Source organism: Sphingomonas sp. UYEF23 (assembly GCF_040546165.1).
In the GTDB taxonomy this organism is placed as follows: Bacteria; Pseudomonadota; Alphaproteobacteria; order Sphingomonadales; family Sphingomonadaceae; genus Sphingomonas; species Sphingomonas glacialis.
In genome coordinates this window covers 144,487-163,314 of record NZ_JBEPNG010000002.1, presented here as the reverse complement: position 1 = coordinate 163,314, position 18,828 = coordinate 144,487, and the positions used below count along the sequence as shown (strand labels likewise).

At 67.7% G+C, this 18,828-nt stretch carries 14 protein-coding genes; 2 read left to right on the top strand and 12 right to left on the bottom strand.

Features of this window, described 5'->3' with window-relative positions; translation table 11 throughout:
- Nucleotides 1-21 precede the first annotated feature (21 nt).
- The 3 genes from ABIB28_RS03900 to argS all read right to left on the bottom strand — a co-directional run bounded on the left by ABIB28_RS03900 (nt 22) and on the right by argS (nt 3,614).
- Nucleotides 22-1,029: a glycoside hydrolase family 3 N-terminal domain-containing protein gene (locus ABIB28_RS03900; protein ID WP_354286532.1), complete on the bottom strand. Its 1,008-nt coding sequence runs from the start codon at nt 1,027-1,029 to the stop codon at nt 22-24.
- Nucleotides 1,030-1,218: 189 nt separating this feature from the next.
- A complete protein-coding gene (locus ABIB28_RS03895) occupies nt 1,219-1,890 on the bottom strand; it encodes an SPOR domain-containing protein (RefSeq protein ID WP_206365566.1) in 672 nt (223 codons plus the stop codon).
- A complete protein-coding gene (gene argS / locus ABIB28_RS03890; RefSeq protein WP_354286529.1) occupies nt 1,890-3,614 on the bottom strand; it encodes an arginine--tRNA ligase in 1,725 nt (574 codons plus the stop codon). The genes ABIB28_RS03895 and argS overlap by 1 nt, the downstream gene beginning before the upstream one ends.
- Before the next feature lie 220 nt (nt 3,615-3,834).
- On the opposite strand from argS, the gene ABIB28_RS03885 reads away from it, so the two are divergent.
- Nucleotides 3,835-5,751 (top strand): CocE/NonD family hydrolase, encoded by a 1,917-nt coding sequence (locus ABIB28_RS03885; RefSeq protein ID WP_354286527.1) that lies wholly within the window; start codon nt 3,835-3,837, stop codon nt 5,749-5,751.
- Nucleotides 5,752-5,961: 210 nt separating this feature from the next.
- Here ABIB28_RS03885 and ABIB28_RS03880 read toward each other — a convergent pair whose 3' ends face one another.
- Together ABIB28_RS03880 and ABIB28_RS03875 are read right to left on the bottom strand one after the other, a co-directional pair.
- Nucleotides 5,962-7,113, bottom strand: a complete 1,152-nt coding sequence (locus ABIB28_RS03880) for a DUF1501 domain-containing protein (protein ID WP_354286525.1) — start codon at nt 7,111-7,113, stop codon at nt 5,962-5,964.
- 3 nt (nt 7,114-7,116) lie between these two features.
- Nucleotides 7,117-8,667 carry a DUF1800 domain-containing protein gene (locus ABIB28_RS03875; protein ID WP_354286523.1) on the bottom strand — a complete coding sequence of 517 codons (1,551 nt, stop codon included), beginning with the start codon at nt 8,665-8,667 and terminating at the stop codon, nt 7,117-7,119.
- A gap of 211 nt (nt 8,668-8,878) precedes the next feature.
- On the opposite strand from ABIB28_RS03875, the gene ABIB28_RS03870 reads away from it, so the two are divergent.
- The gene (locus ABIB28_RS03870) at nt 8,879-9,172 is read left to right on the top strand and encodes a hypothetical protein (RefSeq protein ID WP_189675475.1); all 294 of its coding nucleotides are present in this window, start codon (nt 8,879-8,881) and stop codon (nt 9,170-9,172) included.
- A 78-nt stretch (nt 9,173-9,250) separates the two neighbouring features.
- On the opposite strand, the gene ABIB28_RS03865 is transcribed toward ABIB28_RS03870, so the two are convergent.
- The 7 genes from ABIB28_RS03865 to murB all read right to left on the bottom strand — a co-directional run bounded on the left by ABIB28_RS03865 (nt 9,251) and on the right by murB (nt 18,690).
- Nucleotides 9,251-10,423 (bottom strand): deoxyguanosinetriphosphate triphosphohydrolase, encoded by a 1,173-nt coding sequence (locus ABIB28_RS03865; protein WP_354286521.1) that lies wholly within the window; start codon nt 10,421-10,423, stop codon nt 9,251-9,253.
- A gap of 28 nt (nt 10,424-10,451) precedes the next feature.
- The gene (locus ABIB28_RS03860; protein ID WP_354286520.1) at nt 10,452-12,863 is read right to left on the bottom strand and encodes an SPOR domain-containing protein; all 2,412 of its coding nucleotides are present in this window, start codon (nt 12,861-12,863) and stop codon (nt 10,452-10,454) included.
- A gap of 124 nt (nt 12,864-12,987) precedes the next feature.
- Nucleotides 12,988-14,460: a cell division protein FtsZ gene (gene ftsZ / locus ABIB28_RS03855; protein ID WP_354286518.1), complete on the bottom strand. Its 1,473-nt coding sequence runs from the start codon at nt 14,458-14,460 to the stop codon at nt 12,988-12,990.
- 111 nt (nt 14,461-14,571) lie between these two features.
- Nucleotides 14,572-15,834, bottom strand: a complete 1,263-nt coding sequence (gene ftsA / locus ABIB28_RS03850) for a cell division protein FtsA (protein ID WP_133190002.1) — start codon at nt 15,832-15,834, stop codon at nt 14,572-14,574.
- A 29-nt stretch (nt 15,835-15,863) separates the two neighbouring features.
- Complete coding sequence (locus ABIB28_RS03845; RefSeq protein ID WP_354286515.1) at nt 15,864-16,847, bottom strand: cell division protein FtsQ/DivIB; 984 nt, start codon at nt 16,845-16,847, stop codon at nt 15,864-15,866.
- On the bottom strand, nt 16,844-17,788 hold the full coding sequence (locus ABIB28_RS03840) for a D-alanine--D-alanine ligase (protein WP_354286513.1): 945 nt from the start codon (nt 17,786-17,788) through the stop codon (nt 16,844-16,846). The genes ABIB28_RS03845 and ABIB28_RS03840 overlap by 4 nt, the downstream gene beginning before the upstream one ends.
- The gene (gene murB, locus ABIB28_RS03835; protein ID WP_354286511.1) at nt 17,785-18,690 is read right to left on the bottom strand and encodes a UDP-N-acetylmuramate dehydrogenase; all 906 of its coding nucleotides are present in this window, start codon (nt 18,688-18,690) and stop codon (nt 17,785-17,787) included. The genes ABIB28_RS03840 and murB overlap by 4 nt, the downstream gene beginning before the upstream one ends.
- Nucleotides 18,691-18,828: the final 138 nt, after the last annotated feature.

Below are 18,828 nucleotides of genomic sequence, written 5' to 3'. Positions count from 1 at the left end.
GGTACCGCGGCGAGGGGGAAGTCAGGTGAGCGCGAGCAACGCGTCGCGTTTGGCAATGAGCGCGGCGAAATCGCCGTCGCCACGCACCCCCGCCACGCTCGCCATCGCGCGATCGAGCCGCGCGCGAGAGATCGCAGAAATCTCCCCGAGCCGCGCGGCGATATCCTCCATCTCGTCCATCCGCCCCCAGCAATCGAGCACCAGGTCGCATCCCGCAGCGATCGACCCCGCCGCCTTGTCGCCGGCCGTGCCCGACAGCGCCTTCATGTCGATATCGTCGGTCATCAACAGCCCGTCGAAGCCGATCCGCTGGCGGATGATCTGCTCGATCACGACGGGCGACAGCGTTGCAGGGCGCGCCGGGTCCCAGGCGTCGAAGACGATATGCGAGGTCATCCCCATCGGCGCATCGCTGAGCCGCGCGAACGGCTGGAGATCGATTTCGAGCTCGGCATCCGTCGCGGTGACGGTCGGCAGATGATAATGCGTATCGAGCTTGGCGCGGCCATGCCCCGGCATGTGCTTGACGACACCGACCACGCCGCCGCGCTGCAGCCCGTCGAGGGTCGCCTTGCCGAGGGCTGCGACGCGCATCGGGTCCGAGCCGAAAGCGCGCGTAGCGATCGCCTCGGTCGTATCGGGCTGCGCCACGTCGAGCAGCGGCAGGCAATCGACATTGATGCCGACCTCGGCGAGCATCAGCGCGATCGCTTCGGCATTCGCGCGCGCCGCCTCGATCGCCGAGATCGGCGCGATATCGTAGAGCCGGTCGAACGCGGGGCCTGCCGGAAACGCGGGCCATTCGGGCGGCCGCATCCGCGCGACGCTGCCGCCTTCCTGATCGATCAGGATCGGCACGTCGTCGCGCCCTGACAGCGCGCGCAGACTGTCGGTCAGCGCGCGGACTTGCGCGCGGGTCGCGATGTTGCGCTTGAACAGGATGTAACCGGCCGGCTCGGCAGCGGCGAAAAAGCTGCGCTCGGCAGGCGAAAGTTCGAGGCCGGATAGGCCGAAGATGACGGGCTTCATGCCACGGGCTTAGCAACAAGCGCGGGGCTTCGCACCATTCCGAATGCGACCCGCGCCATTCCTTCCGATACGTCACCCCGGGCTCGTCCCGGGGTCCACCGGGACGCGCGTGCTACGCTCCCAACCCTTGCGGCCCGGTGGACCCCGGCACAAGACCGGGGTGACGGGTACCGCGCGGAGCCGGCGCGATCAGCCCCGCGGCACGAAGCAGGCCTGCCCCGCCGCCGCCAGCTTCGCGCACAGGCTCGTGGCCTGGCCCGCGCTGCCGGCATTGACGCGCAGGCGATAGACGGTCTTGCCGCCGACCTGCGCCGCCTGGACCGACTTGCCCATCGGCGCGAGATCGGCGTGCTTTTTCGAGATCGCGCGCCAATTCGTATCGGCTTCGGCCTCGCTGCCGAACGACCCGAGCTGCACCAGCGCGCCGCCCGACGCCTTTTCGGCCGACGGGATCTTGGCGACGGCCTTGCTTGCGCCAGCCTCAGCCTTGGCAACCGGAGCCTTCTTGCCCGCGATCGGCTTTTCGGGAAGCGCCTTCATGTCGATCGCGGCGTTGCCGGTGGCGGCGCCGTTGCTCGTCGCGATCGCACTGTCGCCTTCGCCGTCGACCTTGATGCCACCGGGATCGTCGGGCTTGACCTTATAATCGCCCTCTTGCGCCGCGATCATCGCGCCGTTGCCGTCGACGCCCTGGTGCTGCTTGTAATATTGATAGCCGAAGATGACTGCCGCGACGACGAGCAGCGCCGCCACGATCAGGCCGATGATCTTCACGACCGACGGGCCATCGTCATAATCGTCCTCGACCGTTTCGAGCCAGGGAAGGCGATCCTCGTCGCGCATATCGTATTCGCCTGCCATCAGTTCATCTCCTGGACCGCCTGGACGCCCATGATGCCCAACCCGTTACGGATAATCTGCCCGATTGCATCGGCCAAGAAAAGCCGCGCGCACGTCATCGCCGGATTATCGGGCAGGAGGAAGCGCCGGTCGGGCCGATCGTTGCCGACGTTCCACAAAGCATGGAGCGAAGCGGCCAAGTCGTAGAGATAAAAGGCAATCCGGTGCGGTTCGCGCGCCGCGGCAGCGGTGTCGACGATCCGCGGGAACTGCGCGGCGAACTTCACCAGCGCGAGGTCCTCCGTGTCAAGTTGGGACAAGTCGACGGTATCGCAGACGATTCCCGCCTCCGCCGCACGCCGATGGAGCGACGCGACGCGCGCATGCGCGTAGTTTACATAGAAGACCGGATTGTCCTTCGACGCCTCGACCACCTTGGCGAAGTCGAAATCCATCTGCGCATCCGCCTTGCGCGTCAGCATGGTGAAGCGGACGACGTCCTTGCCGACCTCGTTGACGACATCGGCGAGCGTGACGAAATTGCCCGCGCGCTTCGACATCTTGATCGGCTCGCCAGCGCGCATGAGGCGGACCATCTGCACCAGCTTGACGTCGAAGCGCGTCTTGCCGCCGGTCAGCGCCTGCACTGCGGCGACGATCCGCTTGACGGTGCCGGCATGGTCGGCGCCCCAGATGTCGATCAGCGCGTCGGCGGATTGTGCCTTCTGGAAATGGTACGCGAGATCGGCGCCGAAATAGGTCCACTGCCCGTTCGACTTCTTGATCGGCCGATCCTGGTCGTCGCCGAACTGGGTCGAGCGGAACAGCGGGAGCACGACGGGCTCCCAATCTTCGAGCTCCTGGCCCTTGGGGGCTTCGAGCACGCCGTCATAAATCAGGTCGCGCGAGCGCAATTCGGCCTCGGCCTCCTCGGGCTTGCCCGCTGCCTGCAGCTCGGCCTCGGACGAGAACAGGTCGTGATGGATGCCGAGCAACGCGAGATCGGCCTTGATCAGCACGAGCATCGCCGCGACCGCCTTGGTGCGGAACAGCACGAGCCACTCTTCTTCGGGCTTGCCGACATAGGCGTCGCCGAATTCGGCGGCGAGCGCCTGGCCGACCGGGATCAAATAGTCGCCCGGATACAGGCCCTCAGGGATCTCGACGGTCGCGCCGAGCGCTTCGCGGTAGCGCAGGTGCACCGAGCGCGCGAGCACGTCGACCTGGCCGCCGGCATCGTTGACATAATATTCGCGGATCACCTTGTGGCCCGCGAATTCGAGCAGCGCAGCGAGCGCATCGCCGACGACCGCGCCACGGCAATGCCCCATGTGCATCGGGCCCGTCGGATTGGCCGAGACATATTCGATGTTGACCGTGGTGCCCGCGCCGCGGTTCGAGCGGCCGTAATCGTCGCCGCCGTCGCGGATCGCCGAGAGTTCGGCGCGCCAGGTATCGTCGGTCAGGCTCATGTTGATGAAGCCCGGCCCGGCGATCGACACTTTCTCGACCTCGTCGAGGCCGGCCAGCTGCGCGACGATCTTCTCGGCGAGCGAGCGCGGGTTGGTCTGCGCGGGCTTGGCGAGCACCATCGCGGCATTGGTGGCGAGATCGCCATGCGTCGTGTCGCGCGGCGGCTCGACCGTGATGTTCGCGCGGTTGAGCCCGGCGGGCAAGTCGCCGCTGGCTTCAAGGGCATCGAGCACCGCATCGATATGCGCGGCGAAACGGGTGTAGAGGGTCATGGGGCACGTCCGGTGGTGTCTGCGAGCGCGGCGCATAGCGGATACGGGGGGCGGCTTCAAACACTCCTACCCGCCACGGGGAGCGTGACCCTTTTGCCCCTTCGGCAAAAGGGTGGAGGAGCCGCAAGGTCCCCTCCCCATTCCGGGGAGGATTTGGGTGGTTGATCGCAGCATCACACTGCGCCTACCAACGGCATATCTCCCTTCCGAAAGGTCGCCCATGAAACGCCACGCCCTTCTGCTCGCCGCCACCGCCGCGGTGATCGCGCTCGCGCCGGTCCATGCCCAGCAGAAGGCGCCGGCCGCAGCCGCGGTCGGCGGCGACATCCCCGCCAAGTTCAGCCCGCCCGAGGCGCAGAACGACTACGTCAAGCGCGAGGTGATGATCCCGATGCGCGACGGGACCAAGCTCTACACCGTGATCGTCTACGCCAAGGGCCTGACCAACGCGCCGATCGTCCTCACGCGCACGCCGTACAACGCCAAGGGCCGCGCGCACCGCACCGACAGCGCGAGCGAACTCTCCACGCTGCCGCTCGCCGACGAGATGTTCGTCAAGGGCGGCTATATCCGCGTCTATCAGGACATTCGCGGCAAATACGGCTCGGAAGGCGACTATGTCGTCACGCGTCCGGTCATCGGCCCGCTCAACCAGACCAAGGTCGATCACACGACCGATGCGTACGACACGATCGACTGGCTGGTGAACAAGGCGAACCTGCCGGAATCGAACGGCCGCGTCGGGATGATCGGATCGTCGTACGAGGGCTTCACCGTGGTGATGGCGCTGCTCCATCCGCACCCCGCGCTGAGGGTCGCAGCACCGCAAAGCCCGATGATCGACGGCTGGATGGGCGACGACTGGTTCCATTACGGCGCGTTCCGCTTGCCCAATATCGGCTGGCTCGGGTCGCAGACTGGCTACAAGGGCGAGGGCAAGGCGCCCCCGTCGGGTGGCTATGACGATTACGATAATTTCCGCACGATCTCGGCGGGCGATTGGGCGAAGAAGTCGGGTTACGACCAGCTGCCGTACTGGAAGCGGATGGTCGAGCATCCCGCATACGACAGCTTCTGGTCGGGCCAAGCGCTCGACACCTTGCTCGCGGCGAGCCCGTCGAACGTTCCCACGCTGTGGGAACAGGGCCTGTGGGATCATGAGGACATGTGGGGCGGGATCCACAGCTATGAGGCACTCGTCAAGGCCGGGCATCAGTCGAACAACTATCTCGTGATGGGCCCGTGGCGCCACAGCCAAGTCAATCGCGAGGGCCGCACGCTCGGACCGCTGACGTGGAACGGCGACACCGCGCAGCAATATCGCGCAGACATGGTGCTGCCGTTCTTCAATCAGTATCTGAAGGACGGTCCGGCAGTCACTTTGCCGGCGGCAGCGATCTACAACACCGGCGCGAACCATTGGGACAGTTTCCCGAAATGGCCGCTTTCGTGCGACACCGGCTGCGACACGCCGCTCACCCCGCTGTATCTTCAGGCCGACAAGGGCCTCGGCTTCGAACGCGCGGCGAGCGGTGGCGACAGCTATGTGTCGGACCCAGCCAACCCGGTCCCCTACCTGCCGCGCCCGATCAATTTCGACGATGGCCGCTGGGGCGACTGGCTCGTCTCGGACCAGCGCTCGGTCGATGGTCGCACCGACGTGATGAGCTATTCGACCCCGGTGCTGACCAAGACCGTCAAGGTCTCAGGTGTGCCGTGGGCCGACATCTTCGCCAAGACGACGGGCAGCGACGGCGACATCGTCGTCAAGCTGATCGACGTCTATCCCGACGAAGTGGCGAGCAACCCCAAGATGGGCGGCTATCAGCTCGCGATCAGCCTCGACATCTTCCGCGGGCGGTATCGCGAGAGCTTCGCTAAGCCCAGCGCGATCCCGGCGAACAAGACGCAGCAATATCGCTTCCGTCTGCCGGCGGTGAACCATGAGTTCCTGCCGGGGCACAAGATCATGGTGCAGGTGCAGTCGTCGCTGTTCCCGGTCTACGACCGCAATCCGCAGACCTTCGTGCCGAACATCTTCCTCGCGAAGCCTGCGGACTACAAGAAGGCGACGGTGACGATCGAGCATGGCGCCGCCGGCGCGAGCGCGGTGTTGCTGCCGGTGGTGACGAAGTAAGCAACGCTTTTGCGCTGCTCCCTCCCCCGTTCGGGCTGAGCCTGTCGAAGCCCTGACCTCCCCACGCGACCGCGTCGCGCGGGGCACGGGCCCTTCGACAAGCTCAGGGCGAACAGCGATAGGGAGCACCGGCGCTCCGGGGCGCGGAAGACGCCCGTCATGCCGGGCTTGAGCCGGCATCCATGGATCAAGTCCGGGGTGACGGCTGCGTCACACCAGCCCGTCGACCGCCTTCGTCCCCTTGCTCAGCGGGAACAGCGCCGCCATCGCGCGCGCTGGCTCGACGCCGAAATGCCCCGCCACCGCGCCCGCGATGAACGCGTCGAGCTGCAGCGTGGGCTTCAGATCGCGCCCCTCGAACAAAGCCGCCGCTTGCAGCCCCGGCCAGTCCGCCAGCACCCGTCCGCCGCGCACCGCCCCGCCGAGCAGCATGGCCGAGCTGCCCGTGCCATGATCGGTCCCGCCGGTGCCATTGACCGCGACCGTCCGCCCGAACTCGGTCGCGACGAGCACCATCGTGTCGCTCCACAACGGCCCGAGCCCCGCCTGCAGCGCGCCGATCATCCCGTCGAGCCCCTTCAACTGCGCGCCGAGCCGCTGGCGCTGCTGCGTATGCGTGTCCCACCCGCCGGTCTCGATCATCGCGATCCGCGCGCCATTGGCGGGCGCGAGCAGCCGCGCGGCAAGCGCCCCCGTCGCCACCGCATTGGCGCCGCCGCCCGCCGCGAGGTCGCTGGTGAGCTCGCGCGTGCTCATCGCCTCGCTCCACAGCCCGTGGAGCTGCGCGTCGCCCTGATAGAGCATCGCCACGCGCTGCATCAGATCGTCCGACGCCTGCGGCAGGTTGGAGGGGGCATAGGACGACACGTCATGCTTGCCGCGCAGCGCGAGCGGCACCGTCGCCGACACCGCGATCGCCTTCGCTTCGGTCGGCGGCAACACGCCGAGCAGCCGGTTGAGCCAGCCATCCTTGACTTGATACGCGCTCAGCCCGCCGCTCTCGAGCACGTTCTGCCCGTCGAAATGCGATCGATCGCGGTACGGCGAGGCGACGGCATGCGCGAACAGCGCCTGTTTGCGGCCATAAAGACCCTGCAGCGCCGTCATCGTCGGATGCAACGCGAACATCCCGTCGAGCTTTTGCGCCGTCGCGAAATCGGCGGCGAGATCGCCACGCGCGCCGACGAACGCCGGATCGCCGACCGGCGCGACGATACCCATCCCGTCCGCTGCGCCGCGCTGGATGATAAAGATGAAGCGCTTGTCGGTCTCGGCCTTGGCGAATGCCATGCGCGGAGCAAGCGCGAGCGCGAGCGCCCCCGCACCGAGGAACGCGCGACGATCAAGAATAGGGGAATACATGGCCTATCTCCGCATGAATTCAGGAGCGACGAGCAGCAGCGCGAGCGCTTGCGCCGGACTCTCGCAATTGGCGAGCGCCGTGCTCGTCGCCGGGGTTACCGCACCGGGCAGGATCTTGGGGCCAAGCGCCCGCGCGTCGACGCTTGCCGCGCGCGAGGCGAAGCGTTCGGCGGCCTCGACCCGCCGCAGCACCGCATCGGGCCCGGCCCAGCTGCCGGCGATATCGTCATAGCCGATCGGCTGCCCCGGCTTCCACGTCGGCTGGCCGAGCTGGTTAAGCAAGCCCACCATCGCCTGTGGATCGGCAGTCTTCACGTTCAGCGCGCGCATCGACGAGATCGTCCATTCCCACGGCGTCTTGAACTTGAGCGGTTGCTCGACCCACGCCTCGGGCGAAGCGATCAGCGCGCGGTACACGCTCGGCAGATCGCCGCCCGATTTGACGAATGCCGCCTGCAGCCGCGCGACCATCGCCGGCGGCGGTGTGTCGCCCGCGAAATGCCGCGCGAGCTTGGTCGCGATGTGGCTCGCGGTGGCGGGCGAAACCGCCACGTCGGCGAGCACCGCGCTCGCCTGCTCGACTCCGCCTGCGGGATAGGTCTTGCCCATCACCATGCGGTCGCCTGGTTCGTGCAACGGTGCGGCAAAGACGAAATCGCCCGGCAAGCCATCGGTCCCGGCGGCGCGAGCGCCCGGCCCCTGCCCGATCCCGGCGACGGTCCAACCCGTCATCGCGCGCGCGAATTCTGTGACGTCGGCCTGGCTGTAGCCCGTCCGCACGCCGAGCGTATGCAGCTCGAGGATCTCGCGCGCGAGATTCTCGTTGAGCCCGACCTTGCGCCCACCATTCCCGGCCGCGCGTGCGGCGATCCGTTGCCCGAGCGGCGAATTCGGACCGACCGACACCGCCTGATCGAGATAGAGCAGCATCGCCGGATGCTGTTCCACCGCCATCAGCATGTCATGGAAACTGCCGAGTACATGCGGCCGGATCGCCTCGAATTCGAGCGTTCCCGCCAGCCCGACCACCTGGAGCTTATCGGCCGAGACCGCAAAATGGTTCGCCCAGAAATGCACCAGTCGCTCGACGAACGGCGTGTCGGTGATCAGCGCTTGCGTCACTCGCGCGCCGACCGCGCCGGCATAATCCCCGCGCCCGGTGCGCGCGGCGAACTGGCGCGCCTGCTTCATCGCATCGTCGGGCATCGGCTTTGCGGCCGGCGGCGACGGCGCCATCCCCGGCGGCTGGACCGACTGCGCCCCCATCTGCAGTCCCGCGGGTGCCGATCCCGGCATCGGCGAGACTGCGGCAGGAGGACCAGGCGGCACGCCCGGTTTGCCACCCTGCTGCGCGCGCAGCGCGCGCTGCTGGCGGAAATAGTCGGCGAGATCGGCCGATACCGCCGCGCTCGTCGGCGCCGAGGCGATCGCATCGGGACGCGGATCATAATGCGCGAACTGCCCGTTGAGCCATGCAACCGGGTCGGTCGGAATCGGCTGATCGCCGCGCGCGCCCAAACCGAACCGATTGAGTGCGATACTTGCCTTCGTCATCACCGCGTCCTTCTTTACGCCGTGCGGAGGTATCACCGCAATCTGTCGCAGAATTATGCCCGCTACGGTCAGACGCTTTCGTTTCGTGCAACTGGTCGCGCATTCTTTGCGCTTGGGCTCATGCTGCACCGCAATATGTTAGTCCCATCATCACAATCATCTTCTGTGGAGAGGATGCGCGATCGGCTTTCGAAATTCGGAAGGAACGATCATGATCAAGACCATTTTCGCCGCTACGGCCCTGCTTGCTGCCACGGTTTCGCCTGCGCTTGCCACGGATTCCGCCAGCCACACCTTCACGCGCGACGGCGAGACCTACACCTACAAGACGATCGACAAGGGCGACCACGTCCTGATCAGCGGCCGCCGCCAGTCGGGCAGCGCGTTCGAGCTCAACGTCCGCGGCGACCAGGTGACCGGCGTTTCGGGCGGGACCCCCGTCTCGTTCGTCGTCCCCAACGCGCAGGCCAAGCTGACCTCGTCGACCGAGCTGGCATTCCGCTAAGCCGTTCGGGCCGGGCGTGTTGCTCTGCCTGCCGATGGCAAGCGGAGCGACACGCTCAAGCCGTATCGAGTGCCGGGTTCAGAAACCTTCGGGCAAATCGATTGGACCGACCACCTCGCGGTAACGCGACACTGCGTAATGATCGGTCATCCCGGCGATGAAATCGGCGATGTGGCGGCTGCGCCACGGCTCTTCAGCCGGGATCCGCGCCGCCCAATCCGCCGGCATCCGTCGCGCATCGGCGCGATAGGCGGCAAACAACCCTGTTATGATCCCTTCCGCCGCGCGCGCCGCCTCGAGCTGGCGCGGGTGGTGGTAGAGGTTCGCGTACATGAAACGCTTGAGGATCCGTTCGTCCTCGCGCATTTCGGGCGAGAAGCCGACCAGGCAGCGCCCCGCCGCGCGCACGTCGGCGCTATCACCAATCCCGACCAGCCGCGACCGAGTCTCGGCGATCAGATCGTTGACCATCGCGCCGATCTGCGAGCGGATCAGCTCGCCGACCAGCCGCGCGGGTACGACGTCGGAAAAGCGCGCGCGTACGGCATCCCAGCCGCGCGCGATCAGCGGCACTTCGAGCAATTGGTCGAGCGTCAGCAAGCCAGCGCGCAGGCCATCGTCGATATCGTGATTGTCATAGGCGATGTCGTCGGCAATCGCCGCGACTTGCGCCTCGAGGCTCGACCAATTGCCCAGATCGAGTGGAAACGCCGCATCGCAATCCGCCAACGCCCAGCGCGGCTTCTTTACCGGGCCGTTATGCTTGGCGAGCCCCTCGAGCGTTTCCCATGTCAAGTTGAGCCCGTTCCAGCGCGGATACGGGCTGTCGATCGTCATCAGCGCGCGCAGCGTGTTGCCGTTATGGTCGAATCCGCCCTGCTCGGCCAGCGCCGCCTGAAGCGCATCCTCGCCGGCGTGGCCGAACGGCGGATGGCCGATGTCGTGCGCGAGCGACAGTGCCTCGGTCAGATCCTCGTTGAGCCCGAGCGTGCGCGCAATCGTGCGCGCGATCTGCGCGACTTCGAGGCTGTGCGTCAGCCGGACGCGGAAATGGTCGCCGTCGGGCGCCATGAACACCTGCGTCTTGTGGCGCAGCCGGCGGAAGCTGATCGAATGGATGATCCGGTCGCGGTCGCGCTGGAAGGCATCGCGCGGGCCGCGCGCGCCACCGGGGGCGCTCCCCTTTTGTTCTTCATGGAGGCGACCGCGGCTGCGCTCCGGGTGAGAGGCCCAGGGCGCAAGCAGCGTCATACCGGTCGGTAGTCCATCAATCGAAGGGTCATTTGGCGCCGAGCTTGGAGATCTTCTGGCCAGCGTCGCTGACGAAGACGAAGCCCGATACGCCGTCCTTGGCGATCTTGTTGACGAACGCCTGCGCTTCGTCGTCGGTCTTGAACGGGCCGGTCAGGATACGGTTGGTCGCGCGCAGCGGCGTCGTCCAGCCGCTGCGGCCGGCGAGCTGCTTGTTGCCGCTGCGCAGCTTCGACCATTGCTTGGGCAGATCGTTCTCGTTCGCGCCGCCCGCGACCTGAACCCAGATCCGCGACGGCTCGAGCAGCTTGGGATCGTTCTTGCGCTTTTCCTCGGCCGCCTTCTTGGCATCCGCCAGTTTCTTGTCGGCGACGGCTTTCTTCGCGTCGGCGATCTTCTTGTCGGCAGCGGCCTTCTTGATGTCGGCGAGCTTCTTGTCGGCAGCCGCCTTCTTCGCTTCGGCGAGCGCGGCCTGATCGGCGGCTTTCTTGTCGGCGAGCTTCTTCTCGGCTGTCAGCTTCTTCTGCGCCGCTACTTCATCGGCGCGGGTCGTATCCACGGGCGGGACCACAGCGCGCGCACGCTCGATTGGCGCCGAGGTCGGGCTCGGCGCGGTTTCGACCGGCGACTCGTTGGCGGGCACCTTGATGTCGGAGATGATCGCCGCGAGGATCGAATCCTCGCTGCGGACGGGTGTCGGCGCCGCTGGCGTAGGCGCGACCGGGGTTGGGGCGACGGCAACCGGTGCAGGCGTCGCTGCAACGATCGTCGCGCTTTCCGCCGCCGCTGCGAGCGTGCCGCCGGGCGGCGCCGTGGCGGTCTGAGTCGGAGCAGTCGCCGGCGACGGAACGGCCGCGCCCGCCGTGCTGATGCTCGGTGCTGCGAGGAGCCCGCCCGGCGTCGCGCCAAGGCGCGTCGTCGGCTCCGCTGTGCCACGATCGCCGACAGGCAGCGGTGTGTTCGACGCGGCGAGCACAACAGGCGCGGCCGTTGCCGAGGCAACCGCTGTCGGCGCGGGCGCTCTCACCGCCGGAGCGCTGACTTGCGGCACCGCGACGGGCAGCGGCGCAGCGACGGTCGCTGCCGGCGCCGCAATCGTGGCCTGGGCCGGCGCAGCGGCCATCTCAACCGGACGCGACGGCACGGTCACGCTCGGCGTCGTGGGAAGGGTGCGAAGCTGCGCCATCGCTGCGGTGTTGGCGGCTTGCGCGGCCGTCACCGGCGCGCGTTGGACGTAGCGCGGCGGGGGCAAAGCTTGCGCGTAGGGCGAGGCCGGCAGCGGCTGCACATACGGCGTGGCGGGCGCGCGCTGCGGTTGCGCGTAGGGCGATTGCGCCGCCGGCGTACCCGACAGGCGCTGGACAAAGGTCGCGGTCGGCGCGCCCGTCATCGGCGTATTGGCGGCAAGCGCGGTGCGCGGCGCGATCGCTCCGTACGACGGGGGTGCGGGCAGCGGCGGCGGTGGTGGTGGCGCCACGCTCGCGGCGACCTCGACGCGTCCACGATTGCGGCGCGCTTCCTTGGCGCGGCGGCGTTCCTCACGCGCGTCGACCACGACGGGTGCCTTGACCACCGCCGCGACCTGGACCGGCGCGGTCGGATCGGGGCCGAGCGCCGCGAGCGGGGGCACAAGCCGCGCGTCGTTGACGCGGTCGAGGCTCGGCCGCACTTCGCCGAAATGCACCGCAAACGCGCGGTCGGCGGGGCGCAGGCTCGACAGGATCTCGAAGAACGGCTGCAACCCTTGCGCCATCCCGCTCGGCATCATGCTCGTCGCGATCTTCTCGGCGCCGGCCTTGTCGCCCGCCATCGCCAAGATAAAGGCACGCGCGCGCCACGCGCCACGATCGCTCTTGCGCAACAGCTGGTCGATCTGCGTCAGCGCGAGCTCGCGCTTGCCCGAAATGCCGAGCGACAGCGCATAGCGCCGCTGCGTCTCTTCATCGGCGCCGGCGCGCAGCGCTACGCGGTAGTCGCGCTGCGCGCGCTCCTGCTCGCCGATCAGATCATAGGCCAGACCGCGGTCGGCGGCGAAGCTGCGCGGATCGGCGCCCAACCGCTCGGCCTCGGCGAAATGGCGCAGCGCGTCGCCGGGCCGCTCGGCTGAAACGAGCAAGCTCCCCTCGCCCGCCTTGACGCGCGCATTACGGGGATCGATCCGCTCGGCGCGCGCGAAGAAGGCGGCAGCTGCGGTATCGTCGTCGAGCCTCAGCGCGAGTTCGCCCGCCCGAATCAGCGCCTGCAAATCCTGCGGATTGGCCGCGAGCAGCCGGATCTGGCTCGCGAGCAGATCGGCATCCGAGAGCGGCTGCACGCTATAAGGCGACGGCACGCTGGCATAAGGCGAGCTGCCATAGGGCGAGGGATAGCTCGACTGCGCATTCGCCGCAGACGCAAGCGTCAGCGCAGATACGGAGGCAATAAGACGAACGGCGCGCATGGTCAGTCCTAGAGCGGTTTATCGCGCAGGCGGCAAGCGACCGCCCGGCCGCGCTGCGACCAATCGACACCCAGTGACGGCGAGCGCCCGATCGGGAGCGCTCGCCGTGATCCGCCGCGGATCGTTACTGGTTGTTCTGCCGATGCAGGAAGCGCGGGATATCAAGCGGATCCTTGTCGGCGGCTGGCTCCTCGTCGCGCGCGGCGCCGCGCGAGACGCTCGACATGCGCTCGAACAGCGTTCCACCGAGCTTGACGCGCGGCGCTGGCGCGGCAGGCGCGGGTTCAGGGGCGGCGGGAGCCGCCTCGGCGGCGGGCGCGCCCGGCGACAGCCAGCGGCGGCGCGTCGGCGCTTCGGCGGCGGTGTCGTCGGCAGCGGGTGCCGATGGCGCGGGGGCCGTGTCGTCGAAGCTCGTCACCGGTGCGGGCGCAGGGGCCGGAGCCGGCACCGGCTCGGGGGCGACCACGGTCTCACTGCCGAGCACCAGCTCGTCGTCCTGCGACGCGGGCTCGGGTGCCGCTTCGTCGGCAGGCGCGGGGTCAGCCGCGGGAGCCGCCGGCGTCTCGGTCTTCTTGGTGCCCGAGAAGCTGAACGCGCGCGACACTGGCGGCGCTGCCGGAACGGGGCGCACTTCGGCCTCTATCCCGGTGGCGACCACCGAAACGCGGATCTTGCCCTCGAGATCGGGGTTGAACGCCGAGCCCCAGATGATGTTGGCGTCTTCGTCGACCAGCTCGCGGATGTGGTTTGCGGCTTCGTCGACTTCGAGCAGGCGCATGTCGTCGCCGCCGGTGATCGACACGATGACGCCCTTGGCGCCCTTCATGCTGACACCGTCGAGCAGCGGGTTGGCGATCGCCTTCGATGCCGCTTCAATCGCGCGATTGTCGCCCTCGGCCTCGCCGGTGCCCATCATCGCCTTGCCCATTTCCTGCATCACCGAACGGACGTCGGCGAAATCGAGGTTGATGAGGCCGGGCATGACCATCAGGTCGGTGATCCCGCGCACGCCCTGCTGGAGGACTTCGTCCGCCATCTGGAACGCTTCCTTGAAGGTCGTGTTCGCATTGGCGACGAGGAACAGGTTCTGGTTGGGGATGACGATCAGCGTGTCGACATACTTCTGCAGTTCCTCGATGCCCGCCTCAGCGCTTTTCGCGCGGCGCGTGCCCTCGAAGGCGAACGGCTTGGTGACGACGCCGACCGTCAGGATGCCCATGTCACGTGCCGCCTTGGCGATGACAGGCGCCGCACCGGTGCCGGTGCCGCCACCCATGCCGGCGGCGATGAAGCACATGTGCGAGCCTTCGAGCATCTTGGTGACTTGCTCGATCGTCTCTTCGGCCGCCGCACGCCCGATCTCGGGGCGCGAGCCGGCGCCGAGGCCTTGCGTGATCTTCGCACCGAGCTGGATCTTGTGGCTCGCGGTCGACTGCTTGAGCGCTTGCGAGTCGGTGTTGGCGACGAGGAACTCGACGCCCTGCACATCGGCCCGCATCATATTGGCGATGGCGTTGCCGCCCGCGCCGCCGACGCCGATCACCGCGATGCGCGGCGTGAGCTCATCGACTTCTGGCGGCAAAAATTCGATGCTCATGTCCGGTCTCCAACGTGCGCCCACACCCCGGCGCCAAACTGATATAGGTGTAGTCTTGCACCATCGCTGGCGGTCCTTCCAGAGCGAACCGCACAATCCAGTAGCAAATCTTTAATAATTCGCGCGGGCTGCCGCCATGAGGCGTCGGAACAGCGCGAAACCCTTCGGGCGATGGACCAATTGCTGCTTGCTCGACAGCGCGCGCAGATCGACCGGATCGGCCGCCGCGTAGAATGCGAGCCCGGCGAGCGTCGCGAACGCCGGCCCGGCATGCGCCTCGGGCAACGCGGTCAATCCGCGCGGACGCCCAATCCGCACCGAGCGGCCGAGGGCCTGCTGCGCATAGTCGGCAATGCCCTTGAGCTCCGCCCCGCCGCCAGTCAGCACGACCTGGCGCCCGACCGGACCTTCGAACTTCAGCTCGGCAAGCGCCTTGCCGACTTCGCCGATCAGATGGTCGAGCCGCTGGCGGATCACGGCGATCAGCTGCGCCTTGGTGATACGCGTGCCGTCATGCGCGTCGTCCTCGGCCGAGATCGGCGCGACGTCGATCATCTCGTGATTGTCGCGCGGGGACGCATTGGCCGAGCCGTGGACGCACTTCATCCGCTCGGCCTGCGCCCGACGCGTGCCGAAGGCCGAGGCGATGTCGTCGGTAATGTCCTGCGCGCCGATCGGGATCGACATCAGCCCGACGAGCATGCCGCCGGCGAACAGCGAGACGTTGGTGATCCCTGCCCCCAGTTCCACCAGCGCGACGCCGAGCTCGCGCTCCTCGTCGCTAAGGCATGCCATTCCAGTGGCGACCGGCGAGGCGATGATCGACTTCACCTCGAGATGCGCATTCGCGACGCACAGCCCAAGGTTGCGCACCGGCGAGCCGTCGGCGGCGACGACATGGATATGAACGCCGAGCCGGTCGGCATGGAGCCCGAGCGGGCGCTTGACCCCAGTCAACCCGTCGAGCGTGTAGAGCGCAGGTTGCGCATGCAGCACCATCCGCCCCGCCGGGTCGATCGAATCGCGACCCGCCTGGAGCAGCGCGTCGATGTCGGACTGCTCGACGCGGTGGCCGCCGAGCTCGAACTCGATCGACGCGACGTCGGATACGAGGCCACCGGCCGAGAAGCTGACCCACACGTTCTCGATGTTGGTGCCCGCGATCCGCTCGGCCTGCTCGACCGCCTCGCGCACCGCGACTTCGGTCGCGGCGGCATCGGCGATATAGCCGCGCTTGACGCCGCGACTCTCGCGCTGGCCGGTGCCGAGCACGATCAACTCGCCGCCGTCACCCTTCTGCGCGATCATCGCCGACACCTTGGACGACCCGATGTCGAGCGCGGTGATGAGGCCTTCCGGTGCTGTCTTCGCCATCTGCTTGTCCCCTGTTCCGCCCGCTTACGCTATCCTTGGCCTGCTGGCCCCGATTGTTTCGCTTCGATCACGCCCGATTTCTCCGCCGGGGTCGCCTGCCCCGTCACCGGCGTCCCTGCGGGCGTCGTCGCCGTGGGATCAGTGATCGCCTTGTTGTCGACCAACCCAGGCTTGCGCGCCACCAGCCGCGTCGGATCGCGCATGTCGAAGCCGAGCCAGCCCTTGCCGAGCAGCGGCTTGACCCCGTCTAGCTGCGCGAAACGCACCAGCGCCTTGCCCGCCGCCGCGTCGCCCTCGGGCAAAGCGAGCGTCTCGCCGCTTTCGAAGGTCAGCGTCCAGCGACGGTTACCGACCCACGTCGCCGCCTTGACCTGGCCGCGCAACGCGGGCGCGACGTCGAGCAATTGCCGATACGCCGGCTCCTGCTCATTGGCGTGCGCGCCAATCACGAGCGGCAGATCGGGCATCGCCTCGGGATTGACCGGCTCGAGCCACGTTCCGTTCGCCGAGATCAGCGAGAGCTGGCCCTTGTTCTGCCAGATCGCGCTCGGCGTGCGCTCGATGACATTGACCATCAGCGTGTCGGGCAGCCGCCGCGAGACGTGCGCATCCTCGATCCAGCCGCTGTGCGCGAGCAGATCCTGGCGGATCTTTTCGAGGCTGACGAGTGGCATCGCCATCGACGGCTGGTTCGCCGCGATCTTGTAGATGACGTTGTGGTCCATCCGCTTGAGACCGGTGATCTGGATATTGGTGACGCGGAACCCCGCATCGCCGATCCCCTCGCCGATCGCGCTGCCGATCGCGGAGGGCACGCCGAGATAGGTCGCGCCGACGAGCACCGCCGCGCCGACCGCGCCCATGATCGACCAAGTCGCGATTCTGTGCAGCGTCGCTTCGCTGACCGGCAGCATCGCGATCAGCTTGTCGATCGTCGACGCCTTGGGCGGCTTGCGCCGCTTGGGCTGGACCGGGCGGCGTGCGGTGCCGCGCTTGATCGTGCCGCTGCTCATGGCGCCTTTTCTTTCAGCGCCCGATCCTTCACCGCCTCGTCGACGATCGCCTGGACGAGCTGGGGATAGGTAATCCCGCAATGCTTGGCTTGCTCAGGCACCAGGCTGAGCGGGGTCATCCCCGGCTGCGTGTTGACCTCGAGCAGGAACAGCCCCTCGACCCCGGCCTCGTCGTCCCAGCGGAAATCGGAGCGCGACGCGCCCTTGCAGCCGAGCAGGCGATGCGCGTCGAGCGCGATCTGCTTGCACGCTTGGGTGATCTCGTCGGGGATCGCGGCGGGGAAGATGTGCTCGGTCTTGCCGTCGGTATATTTCGATTCGTAATCGTACCAGCCGGTGAGCGGCTTGAGCTCGGTGACGCCGAGCGCCGTGTCGCCGAGCACCGCGGTGGTGAGCTCGCGGCCACGGATATACGGCTCGGCGAGCAATTCGTCGAACTCGCTCCACGGCCCGGGCGTGTTGCGCGCGATCGGGTTACCATAGTTGCCGTCAGCGGTGACGATCGCGACGCCGACCGACGACCCTTCGTTGACGGGCTTGAGCACATACGGGCGCGGCAACGGGTCGCCGTCGTACAGCGTTTCGCTCTTGACGATCCGCCCGCCCGGCATCGGGATCCCGGCGGGGACGAGCAGCAGCTTGGTGAGTTGCTTGTCGATCGCGATGACCGAGGTGGCAAGGCCGGAATGCGTATAGGTCAGCCCCATCAGGTCGAGCATGCCCTGCACCGCCCCATCCTCGCCGGGCGTCCCGTGGAGCGCGTTGAAGACGATATCGGGTTTCGCCTCGGCGAGCTTTGCCGCGACGTCATGCCCCATGTCGATCCGCGTCACGCGGTGCCCGAGCGATTCGAGCGCATCGGCAACGCCGGCGCCCGACATCAGCGACACTTCGCGCTCGGCCGACCAGCCGCCCATCAGGACTGCGACATGCAAACTCACCACTCTTCACCCACTCGCTGAATTTCCCACTCGAGCGTCACCCCGGACTGCGCCTTCACGCGCGCGATGACATCCTCGCCGAGCGCCTCGATATCAGCGCTCGTCGCCGCGCCGAGGTTGAGCAGGAAATTGCAATGCTTCTCGCTGACCTGCGCATCGCCGCGCCGCAGGCCCCGGCAGCCGGCGGCGTCGATCAGCGCCCAGGCCTTGTGGCCGGGCGGATTCTTGAAGGTCGAACCGCCGGTCTTCGAGCGCAACGGCTGCGACGCCTCGCGCTCGGCGGCGATGCGGTCCATCTCGGCCTGGATGACTGCCGGGTCCTCGGGATGACCGCGGAAGGTCGCGCTCACGACGACGGCACCAGCGGGCAGCGTCGAGTGGCGATAGGTGTAGCCCAGCGCCTCGACTGCGAGCGTCTGCCGCTCGCCCGAGCGCAAGACGATCTCGCACTCGACGAGCACGTCCTTGGTCTCGCGCCCGTATGCGCCGCCGTTCATCCGCACGAAGCCGCCGACCGTGCCGGGGATAGACCGCAGGAACTCGACCCCGCCGATGCCAGCATCGCGCGCGCTCGACGACACGAGGATCCCGCTCGCGCCGCCGCCGCAGCGGAGAGTCGTCGCGTCGAGCGTCTCGACCTTGGCGAAGGGCTTGCCGAGGCGGATCACCACGCCGGGAACGCCGCCGTCACGCACGATCAGGTTCGAGCCGAGACCCAGCGGGAGGACGGGGATGCTGGGGTCGAGCGCGGCGAGGAAGGCGCTGAGGTCGGCGACGTCCTTGGGTTCGAACAGGCACTGCGCCGCGCCGCCGGATTTGAACCAGACGAGCGGGGCGAGTGGCGCATTGTCGGTGACCCTGCCTTCAATCCCCCGCCCGCTTGCGAGTCCGAGGTCGGTCATGCCCCCGGCATGACCTGAACGATGCGGGGCATCGTTCACCTCGGACTGGGTTAGGGGAGGGAATGACCTGGACGCTTGGGTGACGCCTAAAGAAGGCCCTCCCCCGGCCCCTCCCGCAAGCGGGAGGGGGGAAGAAGA